The organism is Thalassotalea ganghwensis (assembly GCF_053485795.1).
Genome location: NZ_JBQRUM010000004.1, coordinates 87,833 through 109,768, shown reverse-complemented (window position 1 = coordinate 109,768; position 21,936 = coordinate 87,833). Strand labels below are relative to the sequence as shown.

The 21,936-nt window shown below is 38.8% G+C and carries 17 protein-coding genes; 14 read left to right on the top strand and 3 right to left on the bottom strand.

Annotated elements, in window-relative coordinates:
* The first annotated feature begins 149 nt into the window (after positions 1-149).
* The 5 genes from ACSLUH_RS05575 to ACSLUH_RS05555 all read left to right on the top strand — a co-directional run bounded on the left by ACSLUH_RS05575 (position 150) and on the right by ACSLUH_RS05555 (position 5,356).
* Entirely contained in the window at positions 150-1,331 is a 1,182-nt protein-coding gene (locus ACSLUH_RS05575) for a tetratricopeptide repeat protein (protein WP_448565310.1), read from the top strand.
* A 161-nt stretch (positions 1,332-1,492) separates the two neighbouring features.
* Complete coding sequence (locus ACSLUH_RS05570; RefSeq protein WP_448565463.1) at positions 1,493-2,050, top strand: phosphoribosyltransferase; 558 nt, start codon at positions 1,493-1,495, stop codon at positions 2,048-2,050.
* A gap of 22 nt (positions 2,051-2,072) precedes the next feature.
* The gene (locus ACSLUH_RS05565) at positions 2,073-3,287 is read left to right on the top strand and encodes an alkaline phosphatase family protein (protein ID WP_448565309.1); all 1,215 of its coding nucleotides are present in this window, start codon (positions 2,073-2,075) and stop codon (positions 3,285-3,287) included.
* 176 nt (positions 3,288-3,463) lie between these two features.
* Entirely contained in the window at positions 3,464-4,681 is a 1,218-nt protein-coding gene (locus ACSLUH_RS05560; RefSeq protein ID WP_448565308.1) for an EAL and HDOD domain-containing protein, read from the top strand.
* 135 nt (positions 4,682-4,816) lie between these two features.
* Positions 4,817-5,356, top strand: coding sequence for a DUF3750 domain-containing protein (locus ACSLUH_RS05555; protein WP_448565307.1), 540 nt, complete (start codon positions 4,817-4,819; stop codon positions 5,354-5,356).
* A gap of 9 nt (positions 5,357-5,365) precedes the next feature.
* Here the strand turns inward: ACSLUH_RS05555 and ACSLUH_RS05550 are convergent, their stop codons facing one another.
* On the bottom strand, positions 5,366-6,370 hold the full coding sequence (locus ACSLUH_RS05550; protein WP_448565306.1) for a LacI family DNA-binding transcriptional regulator: 1,005 nt from the start codon (positions 6,368-6,370) through the stop codon (positions 5,366-5,368).
* Positions 6,371-6,521: 151 nt separating this feature from the next.
* Between ACSLUH_RS05550 and ACSLUH_RS05545 the strand changes: the two genes are divergently transcribed.
* The 8 genes from ACSLUH_RS05545 (at position 6,522) to ACSLUH_RS05510 (ending at position 18,262) form a co-directional block, all read left to right on the top strand.
* The gene (locus tag ACSLUH_RS05545; protein WP_448565305.1) at positions 6,522-7,565 is read left to right on the top strand and encodes a UDP-glucose--hexose-1-phosphate uridylyltransferase; all 1,044 of its coding nucleotides are present in this window, start codon (positions 6,522-6,524) and stop codon (positions 7,563-7,565) included.
* Complete coding sequence (gene galK, locus ACSLUH_RS05540) at positions 7,565-8,707, top strand: galactokinase (protein WP_448565304.1); 1,143 nt, start codon at positions 7,565-7,567, stop codon at positions 8,705-8,707. The genes ACSLUH_RS05545 and galK overlap by 1 nt, the downstream gene beginning before the upstream one ends.
* A gap of 37 nt (positions 8,708-8,744) precedes the next feature.
* Positions 8,745-10,319, top strand: a complete 1,575-nt coding sequence (locus ACSLUH_RS05535) for a sodium/sugar symporter (RefSeq protein ID WP_448565303.1) — start codon at positions 8,745-8,747, stop codon at positions 10,317-10,319.
* 251 nt (positions 10,320-10,570) lie between these two features.
* Positions 10,571-11,596, top strand: a complete 1,026-nt coding sequence (gene galE, locus ACSLUH_RS05530) for a UDP-glucose 4-epimerase GalE (protein ID WP_448565302.1) — start codon at positions 10,571-10,573, stop codon at positions 11,594-11,596.
* Between the two features lie 176 nt (positions 11,597-11,772).
* On the top strand, positions 11,773-12,375 hold the full coding sequence (locus ACSLUH_RS05525; RefSeq protein ID WP_448565301.1) for a hypothetical protein: 603 nt from the start codon (positions 11,773-11,775) through the stop codon (positions 12,373-12,375).
* 78 nt (positions 12,376-12,453) lie between these two features.
* A complete protein-coding gene (locus tag ACSLUH_RS05520; protein WP_448565300.1) occupies positions 12,454-16,386 on the top strand; it encodes a thrombospondin type 3 repeat-containing protein in 3,933 nt (1,310 codons plus the stop codon).
* A 92-nt stretch (positions 16,387-16,478) separates the two neighbouring features.
* A complete protein-coding gene (locus ACSLUH_RS05515) occupies positions 16,479-17,051 on the top strand; it encodes a MiaE family protein (protein WP_448565299.1) in 573 nt (190 codons plus the stop codon).
* A 5-nt stretch (positions 17,052-17,056) separates the two neighbouring features.
* Entirely contained in the window at positions 17,057-18,262 is a 1,206-nt protein-coding gene (locus ACSLUH_RS05510) for a glycosyltransferase family 2 protein (RefSeq protein ID WP_448565298.1), read from the top strand.
* 86 nt (positions 18,263-18,348) lie between these two features.
* Here the strand turns inward: ACSLUH_RS05510 and ACSLUH_RS05505 are convergent, their stop codons facing one another.
* Together ACSLUH_RS05505 and ACSLUH_RS05500 are read right to left on the bottom strand one after the other, a co-directional pair.
* Positions 18,349-19,386 carry a M14 family metallopeptidase gene (locus tag ACSLUH_RS05505; RefSeq protein ID WP_448565297.1) on the bottom strand — a complete coding sequence of 346 codons (1,038 nt, stop codon included), beginning with the start codon at positions 19,384-19,386 and terminating at the stop codon, positions 18,349-18,351.
* The gene (locus ACSLUH_RS05500) at positions 19,377-20,855 is read right to left on the bottom strand and encodes a glutamate-cysteine ligase family protein (protein ID WP_448565296.1); all 1,479 of its coding nucleotides are present in this window, start codon (positions 20,853-20,855) and stop codon (positions 19,377-19,379) included. The genes ACSLUH_RS05505 and ACSLUH_RS05500 overlap by 10 nt, the downstream gene beginning before the upstream one ends.
* A 146-nt stretch (positions 20,856-21,001) precedes the next feature.
* Here ACSLUH_RS05500 and ACSLUH_RS05495 point away from each other — a divergent pair, with 146 nt between their 5' ends.
* Positions 21,002-21,928 (top strand): AAA family ATPase, encoded by a 927-nt coding sequence (locus ACSLUH_RS05495; RefSeq protein ID WP_448565295.1) that lies wholly within the window; start codon positions 21,002-21,004, stop codon positions 21,926-21,928.
* The last annotated feature ends 8 nt before the right edge of the window (positions 21,929-21,936 follow it).

The window sequence follows — 21,936 nt, the reverse complement described above, 5'->3', positions numbered from 1 at the left end:
TTGGGCTCTTCCTTCGTTCAGAACGAATCGCCAACCAAGGTTTATGTAACCAAACATTAATGTGAGCAAATTTTGCTCACATATACGAAGAATTTAGTATACCTTTTAAGTAGACCTTAACATAATTGATCAAATGCTTAGGTAAGACTATGTCGCTAGTTAAATCGCTTTTACTTATTTTGTTATTAATGTTTATTCATGCTTGTTCGACTGTGCCTAAAACTCAGGCTATCGATGTAGCGCCAGCGATGCACTTATTACAAGATCACTATTTTCCTCATTCGTCTGAGGCTAATATTGAAAGTGAACAAGAGGTTTTTTCTCTTGATAACACTATGAAAGAGGTGGTGAGAAAAGAACTCCTGTCAATAAGAGATTACCACGATCGTTCAGCTAAATTGCTGAAACACCTCTTTGATAAAGAAAGTATTAACCTTGCTTATCAAAATGATGCCAATTTAACAGCTAGACAAGCCTATTATTCGCAACTTGCCAACTGTCTGTCGTTAACCATTATGTCTTATTCACTCGCTAAAGCGGCAGGTTTGAATGTAGCATTTCAGCGCGTTGAAATACCTGAGTATTGGATTAGAAATGGTCAATATAATATGCTCACGGGGCACGTGAATTTATTGATAAGACGGGAACGTGGTTTTGTTGATAAACAAGTCTGGTTTGATAAACAGCTGACTGTCGATTTTGATCCTTTCGTGAACAAAAAGTCTTTTCCTGCATCTATCGTCGATAAAAATTTAATCTTAGCGATGTTTTATACGAATAAAGGGGCGCAGGCAATGATGAATCAAAAGTTCGACATTGCCTATGCCTATTTTAAAAAAGCGATTGAGACTGACCCTCGTTATATTGCTGGCTGGGGAAACCTAGGTATTTTATACCGAAAAATGGGGCACTATGATTTGACAAGGCAAGTCTACCAACATGCCTTAAAGATTGAACCCGAAAACCTGAGTGTTCTCGACAACTTAGTCGTTCTATTAAAGGTAGAAGGAAAACGAGAACAGGCGTTAACTATTGAGTCACTAATACACCAAAAGCGGAGTAAAAACCCTCATTATCATGCTTTACTGGCCGATGAAGCTATGCTTAAACAACAATACTCGCAAGCGCTTATACATTATAAAGATGCTTTAAATATCGATGAGAATAATCATGAGTTACACTTTGGTATAGCAAAAGTGTACTACCGTTTAGGACAACATAGGTTAGCTAAACGCGCTTTAAAGCATGCGATTAGATTGAATGACTCTGACATGATAGAACAAAATTACGTTGCAAAATTAAATTGGGTAACATCAAGATCAGATGATTAGTGTAACGTTGAGCTAAAGGTTGTTTTTAAGGCCTAGTGTAAATCGTTTTTCTTGACAGCTCATTCACTTAGATTAAAGCCCTGATTAAAATAATTTACTGCTTAGACGCCAAAGCACGTTATAATTGTTGGTTCCCCTGTATTAATTAAAGTGAAGCAATGATGCAAAAAAGATTTATCACAGCTCAAGAATTATTAGAAGATTCATTCAAACTCGCTGCACAAGTTTATGAAAGTGGTTTTAGACCAGACTATATTATCGGTATTTGGCGAGGTGGGGCGCCAATAGGCATCGCTGTACAAGAATATTTTGATTTTAAAAAAGTCGATACCGACCATATCGCTGTGCGCACCTCTTCATATTATGGTATTAACCAGCAGAGTAAAGAAATTAAAGTGCATGGCTTGCACTACATTATTGAAAATGCAAATCATGACGATAAGTTACTGATAGTCGATGATGTCTTTGATTCTGGGCGCAGTATTGATGCTTTGATCACACAATTAAAAAAACTGTCACGTAATAATATGCCTAGCGATGTTAAAATAGCGTGTCCTTGGTTTAAGCCTAAAAACAATAAAGTGGATATTGTCCCTGATTACTTTATTCATGAATCTGATGAATGGTTAGTGTTTCCTCATGAAATTTCAGGATTGTCTTTTGAAGAGATTGCTGAAGGTAAAAGTGATCTAGCGAATATTTTAGGACTTTTTAAATAGCTATTATTACAAGGTGAAGAAGGTGTTAAAGCGATTTGTTGCTACTGTTGGCTTTTATCTGTTTGCTTCTTATGTTTGTGCAACCGGTAATAACCAAACTATCACGATCGTAATTTCTATCGATGGCTTTGCCAATAGCTACTTTGAACAATATCAACCGACAACATTATCATTACTCGCTAAACAAGGAGTGAAGGCAGAGGCTTTGCTCCCATCTTTCCCGACTAAAACGTTTCCAAATCATCTGGCGATGATGACCGGAAAAAAGCCATTTCAACACGGTATTTTTTTAAATAAGTTCTATGACAAGCAATTTAAGGACACCTATCGCTATGGACAAAGCAATCAACCTAGGCAATGGTTAAAGTTTCCTCCTATTTGGTCTTTGTTAGAGCAGCGTGACATTAAAACCGCGATATTGTTTTTTCCAGAGTCAACGACACCATATTTGGGCGTGTTGCCAAGCTATGCAATACCGTATGATGAAAGTTGGTCTGATGATAAGCGTTTTGAGCAATTGTATCGTTGGTTAACGTTACCGAATGAGCAACGACCTCAGTTTATAGCTGGGTATTTTTCATCCATCGATAAAGTGGGACATCGTTATGGTACCCGATCACCTGAATTGGCGCGTGCTATAACCAACTTTGATAAAGCATTAGCCAATTTTACCAGCCAATTAGATGCGTTGCCTTTTGACGCTAATTTAGTGATTGTTTCAGATCATGGCATGGTTAATATTGATAATGAAAAAGCAATTGATGTTGATAAACTGTTGGCTGATTTAGAGGTGTTAGATACCATTGTAATTAACTCAGGTACTCAGTTAATTTTTTATAATAACGATCGACCAAAGTTAGAAGAATTAGCCAAGTTATTACGACAAAGAAAAGATAGCCGTTTTGATATTTTTGAAAATGGAAGTTTTCCAAAAGCTTGGTCTGTACCCAAGAATAGCACTTATGCTCCTGATATTATTCTCAGCGCTAAGCTTCCATTTGTTTTTATGGGTAACGATGGTTATACCGGCAGTGCAAGCCATGGTTTTGAACCTACAGAGAGTATGGAGTTAAATGCCATATTTGTAGCGAAAGGGCCTAGCTTTTCCCGTCAAAGAGAAGTCCCCTCATTTGCGAATACGGTGGTGTTTACATTGTTGTCACATATATATGGTTTAGAGCAACCAAAACTAACAACAGAAAAAGAAAAAAACTTATTAAAAATTTTAATGCCATAAAGCGCAATAAGGTTTTAGTCATATCACGCTATAGGTTCTTCTGGTTGTTCAGAGATTGAATATTGAGCAAATTTTAACGGTATTAACGATTTAATAAGATAAATTCTTTATTTTTCCCTATTAAATCGGTATGTTTGACCTTCTTAGTTAGCGTTTAACAATTAAATTATAAAGTTATGTATAGCACCTATATTGCAAGGCAAGCGATTTTAGATAGAAATACGCAAACCGTTGGTTATGAGCTGTTGTTTCGCGATAGTCCTGACAATAAGTTTCCTGAAATTGATCCTGATGTTGCAAGTTCTAAGCTCATTATCCAAAACCACTTACAGGGTGATATTAATTCAGTGTGTTTGGGTAAAACGGCATTTATTAATTTCACTGAAAAATGTCTGATTAACAAATACCCTTTGATGTTCGATAAGAATTCGATCGTAATAGAGTTGGTTGGGCAATCTTCGCCAACGGAGCGCTTACTAAAAATTGTTAAATTTTATTGTGAGCAAGGATATAAAATCGCGTTAACTGAGTACGATTTGAATGAAAAATGGGACGCTTTATTTCCCTACCTTTCGGTTATTAAAGTTAATATTGAAAAAATTAATCCTAAGCGATTACAACCGATAGTTGCCAAGATTAAACCTTTTAATATTAAATTAGCAGCAGAAAAAGTAGAAACTAATTTTCAATTACAATCTTTAGCTGAAGTAGGTTTTAACTATTATCAAGGTTTTTTCTATCACGAACCGGAAATGATAGAGGGGCAAACCTTAGCGCCAATGAAAACTCAGATGCTCAACTTAATCAGTGAAACCTTCAATGTTCCACTTGATTACACCGCAATAGCACACATTATTAGCCACGATATCAATTTAACGGTAGGCTTGTTAAAAATGGTTAATAACGTTGCAACGAGTACACGAGTCGAAATAACGTCACTAAAACAAGCGGCTGCGTATTTAGGTGAAGAAAAACTAAAGCAATTTGTCACTATACTTGCCTTATCAAAATTAACTTCAGACAAAACAGATGAAGTATCAAAACAAGCGTTAATAACCGCTAAGCTAATGTCAGCGATCGCTAAAGAAAGTGCCTTTAGTGAGATAAGTGATTTTGCGTTTATTACCGGACTTTTATCTTCTATTGAAGTGATTTTAAGTATGCCTATAGAAGAAATTGTCAAAACCATGCCTTTGGCAGAGCCCATCGTCAAAGCATTGGTAAACCACGAAGGCTTATTAGGTGAATTATTAGTGCTTACTACTAATTATATCGTCGGAGAAGGAGAGAGCATGACTCAACTGACCGAGACCTATGAAATTGATGCTGACTTTATACACCGTGAATTTGTTGAAGCGAGTCGTTGGTGCCAAGAGCTTGGTATTTTCAGTTAATTTACTGCTACGCTTATTAAAGCTGCTTATAGGTTGAACCTGAGCAGCTTTTTTACGTTATATGATACTCGCGCTTTAGTGGAATACGTCGTAAAGTCGTTATTATCGTTTCAGGATTTTTGGTTGAGACTGAAAGTGAAAAACAAACAATCTACGTTACTTATATTTATTTTCTCACTGCTAACCGTTAGTTGTAGCAACAATGATTGGCGCACGGCAAGTCGAGAGCCGGCAGGTATAGCAGCGGATCCGCTTATAGAAAAGCAAGCGGTTATTGAAGTTTATGCAGCGGACGCTTTTAGTTGGCGCGGATGGTTTGCCGTTCATACCTGGATAGCCGTCAAAGGGGTTGCAGATTCACACTATACGGTTTATGAAGTGGTTGGGTGGCGTGTTAGAAACGGTTTACCTGCGTTACACAGCTATCAAACAGCGACACCAGATCGTTATTGGTATGGAGCAAAACCTGAAAAAATTCTTTCGATAAAAGGACAGCAGGCTGAAAACTTAATACCTCGTATTGATCTGGTGATAAAGAGCTACCCTTGGGCTAATGAATACAAGGTGCTTCCCGGGCCTAACAGTAATACCTTTACAGCGTGGGTCGGCAAAGAAATACCTGAATTAAATTTAAACTTGCCTTTTAGTGCGATTGGCAGCGGGTTTGCTTATTAAAGTGCTGCACTATTTTACCCTAGTGGCTGTAGACTCTCGTTTGACAAGACGAGGAATATGCTTAAGTGCAGTCATTGGCGTTGATGTTTGCTTTACCGCAGCTAGTGCTAGCGTTGCTGCTTGCATGGCCATTTCTTTAATAGGGTAGTTAAGGGTAGAAAGCTTAGGCCTGGAATATCGTGAAAGTAAAACATCATCAAAGCCAATAACAGAAATATCTTCGGGTACTCGGTAGCCGTTGTCCTCTAACGTTGAAATAGCACCTATTGCCATCGCATCATTGTAAGCAAAAAGGGCGGTAAACTTGGTATTACTGGTTAACAGGGTTTGTGCAGCTAATTCGCCTCCTTGTAATGTTGGTTCTCCATAGGTAATTAATTCTTGATCTAAAAGGATATTGGCGGTCTCTAATTCACTTTTAAAACCGCCAAGTCGTAAACTCGGATCATCTATTTCAAAGCCACTGCTAATACAGGCAAATTTAGTATGGTTTAAAGCCATTAAGTGTCGTGCCGCGATTTTACCGCCCTCGAAGTTATCTAACCAGATACACCGATCTGCAATTGCTTTAATATAACGATCTATCAGTACCAAACCTGGTATTTGTTTTGCTAACGTTATTAGCTTGTCATCAGGAAGTTTTTTACTGTGAACGACAATAACATCACAACGTCGCTCTATTAGTAGATTAATTGCTTGTTGCTCAGAGTGTTCATCTACTAAGCCTGTACTTAATAATAGCTGTCTGTTTTCTTGTCGAGCGACAAAATCAACGCCACTTGCCAGTGAAGCAAAGAATGGGTCGGTAAGATCTGGAATAACAACGCCAATCGTATTACTTCGTTGGGTTACTAATGCACGAGCGTTGGCATTAGGGGTATAGCCTAATTGCTCCATAATCCGTTGCACTTTCTCTTTCGTTTTAGTGCTAACCTTTTGGTCGTTATTAACAACCCTTGAAACGGTTGCTACGGAGACATTAGCTAGTTTAGCGACATCTTTTATCGTTGACATAAATGTAAATGTTTACATTGGCTTGGTAATGTAACTTATCTTAATAAATTAATGATATATTGTGCAACATGAATAATGTATAAAATTCACTTGAAAGATAAAATGAAAACGTTTACATTTCAAGAAAATCATAAAATGAAGTAGTTTTTTAATGAATACGTTATTTAAACCGACAGAGCATCCGCATCGTCGATACAATCCATTAACCGAAGAGTGGGTGTTAGTTTCACCTCATCGTGCTAAAAGACCTTGGCAAGGTCAGGTTGAGAAAGTTGAGGAAAACGACAAACCTTCATACGATCCTGAATGCTTTTTATGTGCAGGCAATACGAGAATTAATGGCGAAATAAATGACAATTATCAATCAACATTTGTATTTGATAATGACTTTGCAGCATTAAAACCAGAAACGCCTGAATATAGTAGTGAAGACCCGTTATTTAAGACCCAAAGTGAGCAAGGAGAGAGTCGCGTTATTTGCTTTTCTCCAGATCACAGCAAAACGTTACCCCAGTTATCAACAGATGAAATATTTTCGGTGATATCTACTTGGCAACAACAATGCAAAGAGTTAGGTGAAACGTATCGTTGGGTGCAGGTTTTTGAAAATAAGGGCAGTGTCATGGGGTGCTCTAATCCGCATCCTCATGGACAAATTTGGGCACAAAATCATTTGCCAACCATTGTTAATCAAAAACAAAATGCGCAAAGCAATTACTTTATAAAATATGGCACTAATTTACTTGCAGATTACGCTGTTAAAGAGTTGGTGAGTCAAGAAAGAATCGTTGTTGAAAACGATGATTGGTTAGTCGTCGTACCGTACTGGGCTGCTTGGCCATTTGAAACGATGTTGTTACCAAAATTTGTTGTTCAACGTATGACCGATTTGACTGACTCTCAAATGGTATCACTCGCTGAAATCATTAAGCAAATCACGACATGTTATGACAATCTATTTCAATGCTCTTTTCCATATTCAATGGGATGGCATGGTGCGCCATATGACGATTTGGCACATAAAGAGTGGACGTTACACGCAAGCTTTTATCCGGCATTGCTAAGGTCAGCAACGGTACGCAAATTTATGGTCGGTTATGAAATGTTGGCTGAATCGCAACGTGATTTAACGCCGGAGCAAGCAGCAAGTCGACTTAGAGATGTTGTTGGCGTACATTATTTGGAGGCTTGCTAATGGCACAATGCAAAGAAATTGAGCAACTATTCGTTAAGCAGTTTGGGAAGTTTCCTGATGCTGTTGTACATGCACCTGGGCGAGTCAACATTATTGGCGATCATACTGATTATAACGACGGTTTTGTCTTACCCGCAGCAATTAATTTCGGCACCAACATCGCAATCGCTAAACGTGAAGATATGTTAGTGAATGTTTATGCACACGATTGTGAGCAGCAGTCTACCGAGTTTATCCTTAATCAATTTTACTTTGATGAAGTTAATTCTTGGTGTAATTATGTTCAAGGTAGCTTACAAGCGTTGATTAATGAATTTCCACTGATAAAAGGGGCTGATATAGTCGTATCAGGCAATGTACCCCAAGGTGCGGGGTTGAGTTCATCGGCTAGCTTTGAAATTGCGCTTTTAAAAGCATACGCGAAGATATATCGCCTTTCTTTAGACGGTGTCAAAGCAGCAAAGTTAGGGCAAATAGCTGAAAACGAATTTGTTGGCTGCAACTGCGGTATTATGGACCAGTTGATTTCTGCGATGGGAAAATCAGAGCACGCCATGCTCTTAGATTGTCGTACATTAGCATTTCAAGATGCCTTGATCCCAGAAGAACTTAGCTTATTTATTGTTAATTCAAATGTTAAAAGAGGTTTGGTTGACAGTGAATATAATTCTCGTCGTGAGCAATGTGAGCAGGTTGCCCAATACTTTAATCAAAATAGTTTACGCGATGTTTCATTAGACGAACTAGAAAATGCTCGCGAAAATCTCGACGATACCTTGTATCGACGTGCGAAACATGTACTCACTGAAAATGTGCGTACTGAGCAAGCGTTAGCGGCATTGAATGGTAATAACTTAGCCAAACTCAGTGAACTTATGTATGCGTCTCATCTTTCACTTCAACAAGACTTTGAAGTAACAACTCCTGAAATTGATGGTTTGGTGATGAGCATTAAGAACGTGATTGGTCAACAAGGTGGAGTGCGAATGACAGGTGGTGGTTTTGGCGGTTGCGTTATTGCAGTAGTACCAGATACACTCGTTAACGAATTAACGGAAGTGGTCAAAACTGAGTATAAGCGTCAGTTCAATATAGAAGCAGACGTTTATTGCTGTCATGCAACACAAGGTGCATTTCGATAATTTAAAATAATGATAATTATAAAAGGTAAAACTAACGATGGAATTAACAAATAAACTCGGTAATTTGGATACCGGGGTCTTTATTGTTTACGTCATAGGCCTGCTTATATTGGCGCTGTGGATATCTAAAAGTGAGAAGAGTGAAGGGGCAAATACAGAAGACTACTTTCTTGCCAGTAAGGCGCTTCCTTGGTGGGCAATAGGTGCTTCGCTTATCGCTTCCAATATCTCGGCAGAGCAAATTATCGGGATGTCTGGTTCTGGTTATGCACTCGGGCTTGCGATTGCCTCATATGAATGGATGGCAGCCATCACTCTGATTTTGGTAGGTAAATACATGCTACCTATTTTTTTGAAAAATCAGATTTTCACCATGCCGCAATATTTAGAACAACGTTTTGATAATAGAGTAAAGACAACGCTAGCGTTGTTTTGGCTAGCGGTTTATATTTTCGTAAACTTAACTGCTGTACTTTGGTTAGGGGGCTTAGCTATTGAAACCGTCGCGGGCGTTGACTGGATGTTTGGCATGATATTCCTGGCGGTGTTTTCAATTGCTTATTCGCTTTACGGTGGCTTAAAAGCTGTCGCATACACTGATATTTTACAAGTCGTCTTATTGGTCTTTGGTGGATTATTTTTAAGTTATTTAGCGCTTGATGCAGTATCGGGAGGTCGAGGGATTCTGGCTGGCTTTGGTGTATTGACTGATCAAATGCCAGGTCATTTTGACATGATTTTAAGTGAAGATAATGAGCATTACATGTCACTGCCGGGAATTTCGGTATTAATTGGTGGTATGTGGATAATGAACTTCAGTTATTGGGGCTTCAATCAATACATTATTCAACGAGCGTTAGCCGCGAAAGATATTAAAGAGGCGCAAAAAGGTATCGCTTTTGCTGCCTACCTTAAGTTATTGATGCCAGTGATAGTCGTGTTACCAGGGATAGCGGCGGTTATTTTATATCCTAATCTTAGCGCACCTGACCAAGCATATCCGTCAATGATGGCATTAATGCCAGCAGGTATTAAAGGGCTAGTTTTCGCCGCGTTGGTTGCTGCAATTGTGTCTTCACTTGCTTCGATGACCAATAGTATTTCAACAATTTTTACCATGGACATTTACAGCAAATTTAAGCCGAATGAAACGCAGAGACATTATGTGCATATTGGTCGTATTGCGGCGCTGGTTTCATTATCTATAGCGCTATTTGTTGCTGAGCCACTGCTTGGTAAGTTTGATCAGGCTTTTCAATATATTCAGGAATTTACTGGTTTCTTTACGCCAGGTATCGTGGTTATTTTTATTCTCGGGATGTTTTGGAAAAGAGCGACATCTGCTGGAGCATTAGCAGCAGCGTTAGGATCAGCAGGTTTTTCTATTGTTCTTAAGTTCTATTGGCCAGAGTTACCGTTTATGGACCGAGTCGGTTTAGTCTTTTTATTATGTCTAGCCGTTTGTTATGTCGTTTCAATGTTAGGTAAGCCAAGCACAAACGATAGCAGTGTTAGTCTGTCAGAGATTAGTTTTGAAACGGAAAAACCATTTAATATCGCTGCGCTAGGTGTGGTTGTTATTTTAATCGCATTATACGCAACCTGGTGGTAAGAAAACGTTAATGTTGAAATAAGGCCAAATAGTTTGGCCTTTTTTATGAGCAAATATAAGGTGTGTTGCGCTTTAGGGGCTATTTTGTCGCAATTGATGATGTATTGAAACAAGGCAAAGTTGATGTCGTGAAGATATTGGACATTAATTCACGATAACGCAGCAGAAAAACATCATAATGCCGCGAATAAAATGACGTTAATTCAAATAAAATTAAACCGCTAAAGATTAATACGCCCCGAGAGGTTATTATGAAAATTTTAGTTACCGGTGGCGCTGGTTACATAGGATCCCACACTACGCTATGTTTATTAGAACAAGGTTTTGATGTGGTTGTACTAGATAACTTAGTCAATTCAAATATAGAGGCGTTAAAGCGCGTTGAGCGCCTAGCAAATAAAAGTGTTTCATTTATTCATGGGGATATCAGAGATAGGCATCTTTTAGAGGAGATATTTAGTACAGACAATTTTTCAGCAGTTATTCATTTTGCCGCACTGAAAGCCGTCGGTGAATCAACCACTATGCCACTTAGTTATTATCAAAATAATGTCCATGGCTCGTTAACGTTATTAGAAGTAATGGCAAAGTATCACATCAATGACTTTATTTTTAGCTCTTCCGCTACGGTCTATGGGGAAGAAAAAGCCGTGCCTTATACCGAAAATATGACACTAGGTAGACCTGCTAGTCCTTATGGTGCAAGTAAAGTGATGGTTGAAAGAATACTCGAAGATCACTGCCAGGCAAATGACGATTTTAGAGCGGTTTCATTGCGGTATTTTAATCCTATTGGTGCCCACCCTAGTGGTATTATTGGTGAGGATCCTAAAGGCATACCAAACAATTTACTGCCATATATTGCTCAAGTGGCGGTCGGTAAAAGAGAAAAGCTTTCAATTTTCGGCAATGATTACCCAACTCCTGATGGCAGTTGTTTAAGAGATTATTTGCATGTAATGGATCTTGGGCGAGGCCATGTTAGCGCGCTTAATTGGCTCTTAGATAATCCAGATTTTAGTGGTAGTGAAGCCTTTAATTTAGGGCGAGGAAAGGGAATTTCAGTGTTTGAAATCGTGCAATCTTTTGAGAGGGTAACGGGTCAAAAAATTCCATTTGAAGTGGTAGCGAGACGCGCAGGTGATTTACCTGCCTTTTGGGCCGACGCGACTAAAGCTAATAAATTACTCAACTGGGTTGCTGAATACGATTTGCCAGATATGATAGCTGATACATGGCGTTGGCAATCTAGTAACCCAAGCGGATACGGTGAATAACGTTTAGCCTTTTTAAACGGTATTTGTTTACCCCAACCAGCAATAGTCTATTGCTGGTTGCTCTTCCTTTCACAAACCCGTTTAACAGCAAACCATTCGTATTAAAAAATGGTTTGAAAATTGCATTGTACTAACTATTAGGTTTTCTCCCGTTAGTCAAAATAATGGTGTTCTTTATGAAAAGGTTTCGAATGTTAAATTTGGTTAAGCCGTCTTTTGTCAGTAAGCGGCAAATTATTGCCGCTCCTTTATTGTTAGCAACATCTTTAACACCAGTATTAGCAGCCGAACTCGGTGTAAGTTATCTCAAAGGAAGTGACTCTGGCGTAAATGGTTATAGTTTTGAATACATCAATTCCTTTGGTAAGAAAAGTAGCTTTTACTGGTCTGTAGGTTACTCAAGTATGAAAGGCCTACCAGTTTCCTGGAATCAAGATGAGTTAACGTTTGATATTAACCAAGTCGACGTAAAGGTTAGCTATCGTCACAAATTTAGAAGCTATAATCAGTTTGTCAATAAGCTGACAGCCGAGTTTTTAGTGGGGGGTAGTGTCATGACAACGGAAAATAAATTCGTTTGGCCTCAACTAAATGAAGAAAAGTTTTTTAGTGAGAAGGGCGATGTCAGCGCTTTTGCAGGGATTGCATTGCTTTTTGAAGCTTCACGAAATACCTCCATCGTTTTTGGCGTTAGATTACAACCCGAGGTGTCTGAGTTTGATGATGTAAGTTCGGCTTATATCGGGGTTAACTATCGTTTTTCACAAGCGGGTTATTAAGCTAGGTGTTTTGTCTTACAAAAGCATCTAAACTTTAGGTGTTGTGTTGATATTTTTGTTATTAGTAGTGGAGTAATCATGCCTTCAAAAAATACTCTCGTTGTTGCTTTATCTTTAGCGCTTTCTATCAGTGCGCCAACGTATGGACAGGTTTTAGCTTGTCCTCCGCCAACCCCTGTGACTGATACAGATGGTGATGGATATGACGATAGTATTGACTTGTTTCCTAATGATCCAAGTGAATGGTATGACGTTGATTTAGATGGTATTGGTAATAACGCCGATCTAGACGATGATGGGGATGGAGTGCCCGATGTTATCGATAATAACATTGATAATGATCCCGTGATCAATATTTACGATCCGTTTCCAGAAGACCCCACCGAGTGGTTAGATACTGATGGTGATTGTATTGGTAATACCTTAGATACTGATGATGATAATGACTCTTTTCAAGATTTAGAAGATGCTTTTCCTTTAAATCCGCTTGAATGGGCCGATACCGATAGTGATTTAATTGGTGATAATGCTGATACTGACGATGATGGTGACCTGGTAATCGACCTCTATGATGCCTTTCCAAAAGATCCGTTTGAAACCCTAGATACAGACAGTGATGGAATAGGTAATAATGCAGATACCGATGATGATGGTGATTTGGTGTTAGACGGTAACGATGCTTTCCCATTAGACCCTAATGAATTTAGTGATTTAGATGGAGACGGTTTAGGAGACAATGCCGATAACGATGATGATGGTGACGGTTTTAGTGATACCACTGATAGTTTTCCAACCAATCCAGCTGAATGGTTAGATACCGACAACGATGGCATTGGTAATAATGCCGACAATGACGACGATAATGATAGTTTTGGCGATGAAATAGATGCTTTTCCATTACTGGCAAGTGAGCAGTTTGATTCTGACGGCGATGGCTTAGGAAACAATACTGACAGTGATGATGATAATGATGGCATCATTGATATTAATGATGTATTTCCATTAGATCCTAGTGAATATATTGATACAGATAGTGACGGTATCGGTAATAACGCTGATTCAGACGATGATAATGACGGGACGCCAGATGGTGAAGATGCTTTTCCGTTAGATCCAACCGAGGACAGAGATTTTGATGGTGATGGTATTGGCGATAATGCTGATACTGACAAAGATGGTGATGGAGTACCAGATGTTGATGATCCAAGTGATTATGACTCGTTAGAGTTTTTAGATACTGATGGCGATGGTATCGGCAATAATGCCGACGATGATGATGATGGCGATGGCGTATTAGATAGTGACGATGCTTTTCCCTATAATCCTGCCGAATTTGTTGATACTGATGGAGATGGAATCGGTAACTTCAGTGACAGTGACGATGATAATGATGGCATTGTTGACGCCGATGATTTTTTTGCATTAGACCCTCTCGAATGGGTAGATACTGATGGAGATACTATTGGTAATAATGCTGATACTGATGATGATGGAGATGGCGTTGCTGATGCCGATGATGCTTTTCCTTTAGATAGGTTTGAATCAACTGATAGTGATGGTGACGGTTTAGGTAATAACGCTGATAGTGACGATGATAATGACGGTTTTATCGATGCAAGAGACGATTTTCCATTAGATCCTCTTGAGTGGTTAGATACCGACAATGATGGGATCGGTAATAACGGTGATACCGATGATGACGGCGATGGCGTTTTAGATAATGGCGATATATTTCCGTTAAATCCTCAAGAAGCATACGATACTGATGGTGATGGCATTGGTAACAATGCTGATAGTGACGATGATAATGATGGTCGCATCGACAGTGAAGATGCCTTTCCTTTAGATGTCAGTGAATGGTTGGATACAGACAATGATGGTATTGGTAATAACCTTGACAGTGATGATGATAACGATGGTGTAACCGACAATCTTGATTTATACCCACTTAACCCAACAGAAAGTCGTGATGATGATAATGATGGCATAGGCAATAATGCAGATGCTGATGATGATAATGATGGCGTTCTCGATGTCGATGATGCTTTTCCATTAGACCCCATTGAAAGTGTCGATACCGATGGTGATGGTATTGGTAATGTGCAAGACATTGATGATGATAATGATGGGGTTTTAGATTTTGAAGATGCATTCCCTTTAGATGCGACTGAAAGTTTAGATTTTGATCAGGATGGTGTTGGTGATAACACTGACCCTGATGATGATAATGATGGCATGAGTGATGAGTATGAAATTAAATATGGGTTTGATCCATTTAATGATAATGATGCGTTATTAGATAGTGACCAAGATGGTGTTTCTAATGTTGACGAATATAAAAATCAATCAAACCCGTTAGCTGACGATTACGCGCCAGTAATATCAACACTGCAAACCATGGATATCGATGCAGATCATATTTTTACCGAGATTACTATAGAGCAACTGCGTCAGTTTACCAAAGTTGTCGCAAATGATGGTAAAGATGGTGTTAACTGCTGTGAGGTAAAACCGATAGGTTTTCAAAATGACGTTTTAGTGTTAGCTGCGGGCAGAGCCACAATAATGTGGCGTACTCAAGATCAAGCGGGCAACATTGGTACGGCAGAGCAAACCATCAATATTTATCCATTGGTGAATATCGACTTACAAAAACACACTGCAGAAGGCAATGAAGTTAAAATACCCGTTTTCTTGTCGGGTGAAGCACCCAATTACCCAGTCGTTATTCCATTTGATGTCACAGGCACCGTTGATAGCTTGGACTATCAATTGTTAACCAATGACGTTGTAATAGAGCAGGGAGTCAAGGGGGAAATATCGCTACTTATTCACCAAGATTACCAGGCCGAAAGTGATGAAACCTTGATTATTACGCTTGATGATAATGTCAACCTAGGCTCACAAACTACTCATACGTTAACGATAAGCGATCAAAATATAACGCCAGAGGTAGTTGTGGAGGTCTATCAAGGACAACCTGTCACCACCATTGCTAAAGATAATGGTGAGGTTTTGATAACATTGGAAATAAAAGATCCCAACTTAACTGATCTACACCTTATTAGTTGGACCATTCCTGATTACGCCAATGCACAAATTAGCGCTAATCAACGAACGGTAGTGTTAAATCCAGAGACAATAGAATTACCTGCTGAAAATAAAGGTTTATTGTCTCTTTCGGTATTAGTCACTGACAGTGGGGCGGGTGAGCTATCCCAACAACGTTTTATCGATATTCCTATTGTTGATACTTATCCACTATTAACTTCAACAGATACAGATGGTGATGGCACAACCGATGAACAAGAAGGTTTTCAAGATCAAGATAAAGATGGCATTCCTGATTTTATGGACAAGTCAACACTTGGCTATATTCAGCAATTACACGTTAACTCATCATTAACCAAATTAATGGAGACAGAACCGGGGTTGACGATAAAATTAGGTCGCTATGCTAAGTTATTACTCTCTGACGGCGTTCAATTAACTCGTGCTGAAATTGACCATACTCAATTGATCGCAGAGGATTCGTTGAGTCACCAAAGTGAGTATTTTGATTTTGAAATAGATGGCATTACACCGTTTGGCGGTTCAGTATCATTTGTTATACCGCTTACAACGGCTATCCCAAAATACGCAGTTTATCGAAAATATAGTGACGCTAATGGTTGGCAAGATTTTGTAGAAGATAGCAAAAATATGGTCGCCTCCGCGCTTGCCGTGAATGGTGTTTGTCCTAAATTAAGCAGTGCAGCATACAGTGCTGGATTAATAGAAGGTAATACATGCCTAAAAATCACTATAGAAGATGGTGGTGTAAATGATGCTGACGCAATAGCTAACGGGGTCGTTGTTGATCCTGGCGTTGTTGCGATTATTCCAAATGAAGAGATTGCTGAGCAAACCGATCCGGAAAAATCAAGCAGTGGAGGTAGTATTGGATGGTTATGGTTGTGTAGTGTTTTAGCATTGCGCTGCCTTCGTAACAAAACCAACCTAAAGTATTAGACAAAATAGCATAGTTCAATGGTGTTTGGGCTTGGAGCTACAACAGAAGCTGTGTAAAATACGCGAAATTTTTGACTAGCGTTGTAATATTTATGTTCGAATTAAAGTATCAAACACCATCAGAATGGGCACAAGTAGTATTAACTGATTTTAATGCCTTCCTACAAGACCACGCCGCTGCTGAGAAAAAAGCGTCAGGAATGGCTGTGTCGATGTTGTCTCATTATCCTGATAGAAAAAATTTGGTACGTGCAATGACGGACTTGGCGATAGAAGAATTGATCCATTTCAAGCAAGTGGTCAAACTATTACAAGCACGAGATGTACAATTGTCAAATGACGAAAAAGACCACTATATCAAAGAAATTAGAAAGTTGTTTCGTCACGGTAAAGACGTGTTTTTCTTAGACCGATTATTAGTGGCTGGCGTGATCGAAGCGCGAGGGCATGAGCGCTTTTCTTTAGTGGCAGAAGCGCTTCCTGAAGGTAAAGAGAAAGATTTCTATGTCAGTATTGCAAAATCTGAAGAAAAACATAAAAACCTTTTTGTTGAACTGGCTTATGAGTACTTTGATAAAAATGAAGTTGATCAGCGCTTAGAAGAAATTTTGATTGCTGAAGCTAAGATCTGTGAACAGCTTCCGTTTAGACCGGCATTACATTAAGTTGAATGTCTAAAAATTTTACTCAATATTTACAGCGCTATGCAGAGCCTATAGTAAATAGGCTTGACGATTTTCCTTGTCATCATCATTTTCAGCATAGTCTGGTTATCCCCGCATATAAAGAAGATGTAGCGTTTGTTAAACGCTTTTTAACATCAGCGCTTAGTTCACAAGCTATTTTACTTATCGTTGTGATCAATCAACCCGATAATGATAACAATAAACTACCTCAGCAAACATTACTTAAAGATATTGCTTTGTTAGGAGAGGCAAGTTGGGTCAGCGAGCAATGCCGGTTGGTTAACTTAAAGTGCTGTAATAGCGCCATTTTAACCATTGACTGCTTTAATGTTGCTTTACCCGAAAAAGAGGGGGTCGGCTTAGCCCGAAAAATAGGGGCTGATGCTGCGATAAAACTCTATTCAACTGGGGTAGTCGCAAAGCCTTGGATAGGGTCAACAGATGCCGATGCGACTTTACCTGATCATTATTTCAACGCGTTAAACGGGCTTTCTGAACAATCGGTTGCTGCTTGCTTTAATTTCACCCACGAGAGTGAACAAGAAACGATCTTTAAAGCGACCAAACAATATGAACGAGCCCTACGTTACTATGTTGCTGGTTTAACATATGCAGGATCACGCTATGCCTTTTTTACCATAGGCAGTGTTATTGCATTTACCGCTTCTAGTTATGTAAATGTGAGAGGATTTCCTAAACGTAGTGCAGGAGAAGATTTTTATTTGCTCAATAAACTGGCGAAGCAAGGACAAGTGGCATGGCTTAAAGACAGTGTTGTTCGCTTAGAGGCTAGGCTTTCAGATCGCGTTCCATTTGGCACTGGGCCTGCAGTAAGTGAAATTATCAGACAAACACAAGAAGGTTCGCGATACTGTTATTATCATCCCCAATTATTTGTGGAATTAAAGTCACTATTATTAGCCTTTGAGGATTTAGTGCATCAATTTGATAATTATAACGTTTGGTTTAACCAATTAAGCGATATAAACCAACAAGCGTTAACATTTTTAGCATTTGAGCTATTCTTCGATAAACAAAGTCATGGTAATGCGAAACAATTCAGCCAACAATTGAAGGTATGGTTTGATGCGTTTAAAACGTTGAAATATCTTCACTATTTACGTGATAATTTTTTTGAAAATATTCCTCTTGAGCAAGCAATTGCAACAGCCAATTTTCAAGTTGATTAGATAAAGTAACTCAAGATCAACAACCCCAAGATCAACAACCCCAAGATCAACAAACCCTATGCTAAACAGGTTATCGTTGAAAACACTTAGGTTTGATTCACTTCAACAAGGTAAAAAAGACAATCATTTGTGGCGATCTCTTTCTTGGTTGTTGCCATAAAAATTTTCATGTCTTTACGACAAATCAATTGATTATCCCGTAAGGTAAAAAATTCATTGATTACATCTTCATTGTTAGCATTTCTTAACGTGAGGTTCGCTAAACCTTTGTCGTCTAACCAGCCAAGCATTTGATCTTTATAAATATTGCCAAAATTAAATTGTTCAATATTTTTCAATAACGAGACGCCGGTCTCTCCTTCGTCATGAGCTACAAACCATAAATCGACGTTGGGTTTTATTTTTAATCGCAATGGTTGATAAACGATATCTAATATGGGTTTTGGGTGACAGCGGTGAATATCTTCACATTCTAGCAGTTGACAAATGCCTTGAAACGCAGCTTCATGAGCTTGTTCATCTTGAGCGCCGCCACATTCAATCGTAACGATAGGGCAGCCAAAGTTTTGCTCCATTAACGCGCCTAGTTGAATACCTGAAAGAATAATGGTTTTACAAAAGAATGCACTAAGCGCCAATATTTCAGGCGTTATCACTGGACTCACTGCAAAAGCAGGGCTAGAGCCAGAAGTGTTGTGCATGTCGATGACTAATTCAGGAGATACTTCCCTTATTAATTTTTTAATAATATTTGCTCTTAAAAAGTAACCTTGATTTGAGTCATTGTTAAAGCATCTATTAATGTCTAAACCATCGGGTAAATATCGATGACTAAACAAAGGAAATTTGCTTGCAGCTTCAACAGAGCAGATAATAAAACGAATATTGGTTTGGGGGATACTAAAGCTATCTTTGTTGGTTAACCATCGATGAAGCGCAATTAAGCCAGAAGGTTCGTTGCCGTGTAAAAGTGTCGCAATTACACGCCATTTGTTAGTTTCCTTTCCTGTTACGTCAATGACGGTCATGGTGCTTAACGATAGCAAAAATTGTTGATAATCTGCTTTAAGCGCAAGTTTATCAGGGTCCCTTAAATAGGCGACTTCGCTAAAATCTAACTCCATATACTTTCCCATTCAATAATCGATTTACCCGTTTGATAATGCGCTAAATAGTTTTTAACTAATTGTTCGCTAGCTTGCTGTTTGTTCATACTTTTTTCTAAATGAGCCATGGTGTTTTTTTGCCATATGGCTCCGGTAATTTGCTTATCAAGTCGTTTTTCTATTAACGATAAGTAAAAACTTGCTTCTTTATGACTAATACCAATTTTAGTTAAACCAATGAGTGCAACAGGTAATAATGATCTAAGGACATCAGTTATTGCGGTTTCCTTTGGCTGAAACGCATTGTTTAACGGCCACAATATTTTCGCATTAAGGCCATGTTGAGCTGCGCGATAAAAATTATATTCTGCAAAGTTAAAAGGTATTTTTGCAATATAATCGTCGATATTATCAGCCAACCCTGAAGCTAGACCAATAGCTAGCGCAGCATTCGCTATCATATCTATGTGACTTGGCCCCGCAGGAATTGCTCTAAACTCAATTCTGATATGACCGTTGCCTTCACTTGAATATACGGGACGATGCCAAGGCCATATCGTTCCAAGGTGTAGTGAAAGCTCTTTAAACTTTGGTAAATGTTGATCAGTGTGGTCTTCGTCATAGATGACAGGGAGAACGGGGGGATATAAGGAAACCGCTTCAATAAAAAACTCATCAATGCTTTTTCTTAGCCAACCGTGTCCAAAGTTCACTCTAGTTGGAACTTTCCATTGAAATTCATTGTGTTGTCTAATATCCAATGATTGCTTAAATAATGCTATTCTGGTTTCATCCCATAACCTTTGTTGCAAAAAAATGGGGGAGTTTGCGCCAATAGCAGTTATTAATGGTAAGGTCAGTTGTGCAGCGTTAAAGGTATTCACCAATAATTCGGGTGTTGTCATCAAGTGGACTTGAAAAGAGGTATTAGCGCCTTCTGCACAAATATCACTGAAATTTACTGAAAGTGACTCATCACCCTTTACATTGACATGAAAATCTTCGCCTCGTTGCTCGCTAAAGTACTGTGCCATTGTATGGTAGCGCGGTACATTCGTCATACATTTGGTCGTCAGTAGCTCCTTTGTTAAGGTCGGTAAAATACCTATCGGCAAAATATCAATATTTATTGTTTGCGCTTGCTCTTGCAATAGCGCGGTTTTTTCATCAATTTCTTGTTGAAGAGCAGTGAGTGGATTATCCAATAAATTAAAGGCGCTTAGATTAATTTCCAAATTATATTGATTAAGTTCGTGTTGCATTTGAGGATCATTAATTTGATCAAGTAAGCGCTGATTTGAAAGACTAGCGTGACCTTTCTTATCAATTAAATAAAGCTCTAACTCAGCACCTATTTTTAGTGGCTCATTACCAAAATCCGGCTGACGACATATTGATTTTAAGCATTCAACTTGTTCAAACAGCTTTTGTTGAAAGGTCGCATAATCATTAGCGGTGAAATGCGTTTGCGTGATATCTTGCCCCATAAATGGTGATCCCTTTGTTAAGCTCGCCTTAGCATGTCATACTCTATTGGTACAAGTTGTTGACTAAGGTCAATAAAAATTGTTTTTATGCATTATTTTTAACCATAGGTTGTTATTGGTCGAAATAAAAGGAAGTACTGTTAGTTATGAATACAATAGTTGGTGAAGTACTTAATCAAATAGAGCAAATAATCTTAGGTAAGCCTAAGCAAATAAAGCTAGCGGTCGCCTGTTTGTTTGCGAAAGGACATCTGTTGATTGAAGATTTACCAGGAATGGGCAAAACAACGTTGGCTCATGCATTAGCTGCTACCTTAGGTTTAAGTTATCAGCGCACGCAATTTACCAGTGATTTATTACCAGCAGACGTTATTGGTGTATCAGTTTTTGATAAAGACTCTGGCAAGTTTACGCTTCATCAAGGTCCCATTTTTAATCAATTGGTATTAGCCGATGAAATTAATAGAGCGAGTCCTAAAACACAGAGTGCGCTACTTGAAGCAATGGAAGAGAATAGGGTCAGTATTGATGGCAATACTTATGAACTACCACAACCTTTTTTCGTGATAGCGACACAAAATCCACAGTTTCATTCTGGTACATATGCGCTTCCCGAGTCACAACTTGATCGTTTTATGATGCGTTTATCGCTTGGCTTTCCGAGTATCGAGGCTGAAAAAAAAATATTAGCTAATAGCTTTGGAGCGATTGATTATTCAACGCTTCCTACGCTAATTTCATCTGAGCAGCTTATTGAAATACAGCAAGTAGTTCAGAAAATTCACGTTTCTGAGCATGTTCTCGATTACGTCGTTCGCTTGTTGCGGGCAACAAGAACAAAAGAAGTGGAAGTCATGCCGCTTTCACCGCGCGCCGGAAAATCGTTATTGTCGGCAGCAAAGGCTTTTGCCTACATTGAAGGGCGCGATTATGTCTTACCTGAAGATATTCAAGCGGTATTTATCGCTTGTTGTCAACATAGATTATCGTCGCTATATGATGTCGGCGCAGATGATGCCAATAATATATCTGAACATATCTTAGCATCTGTTGATGTGTTAAGCGCGCATTAAGGATAAAG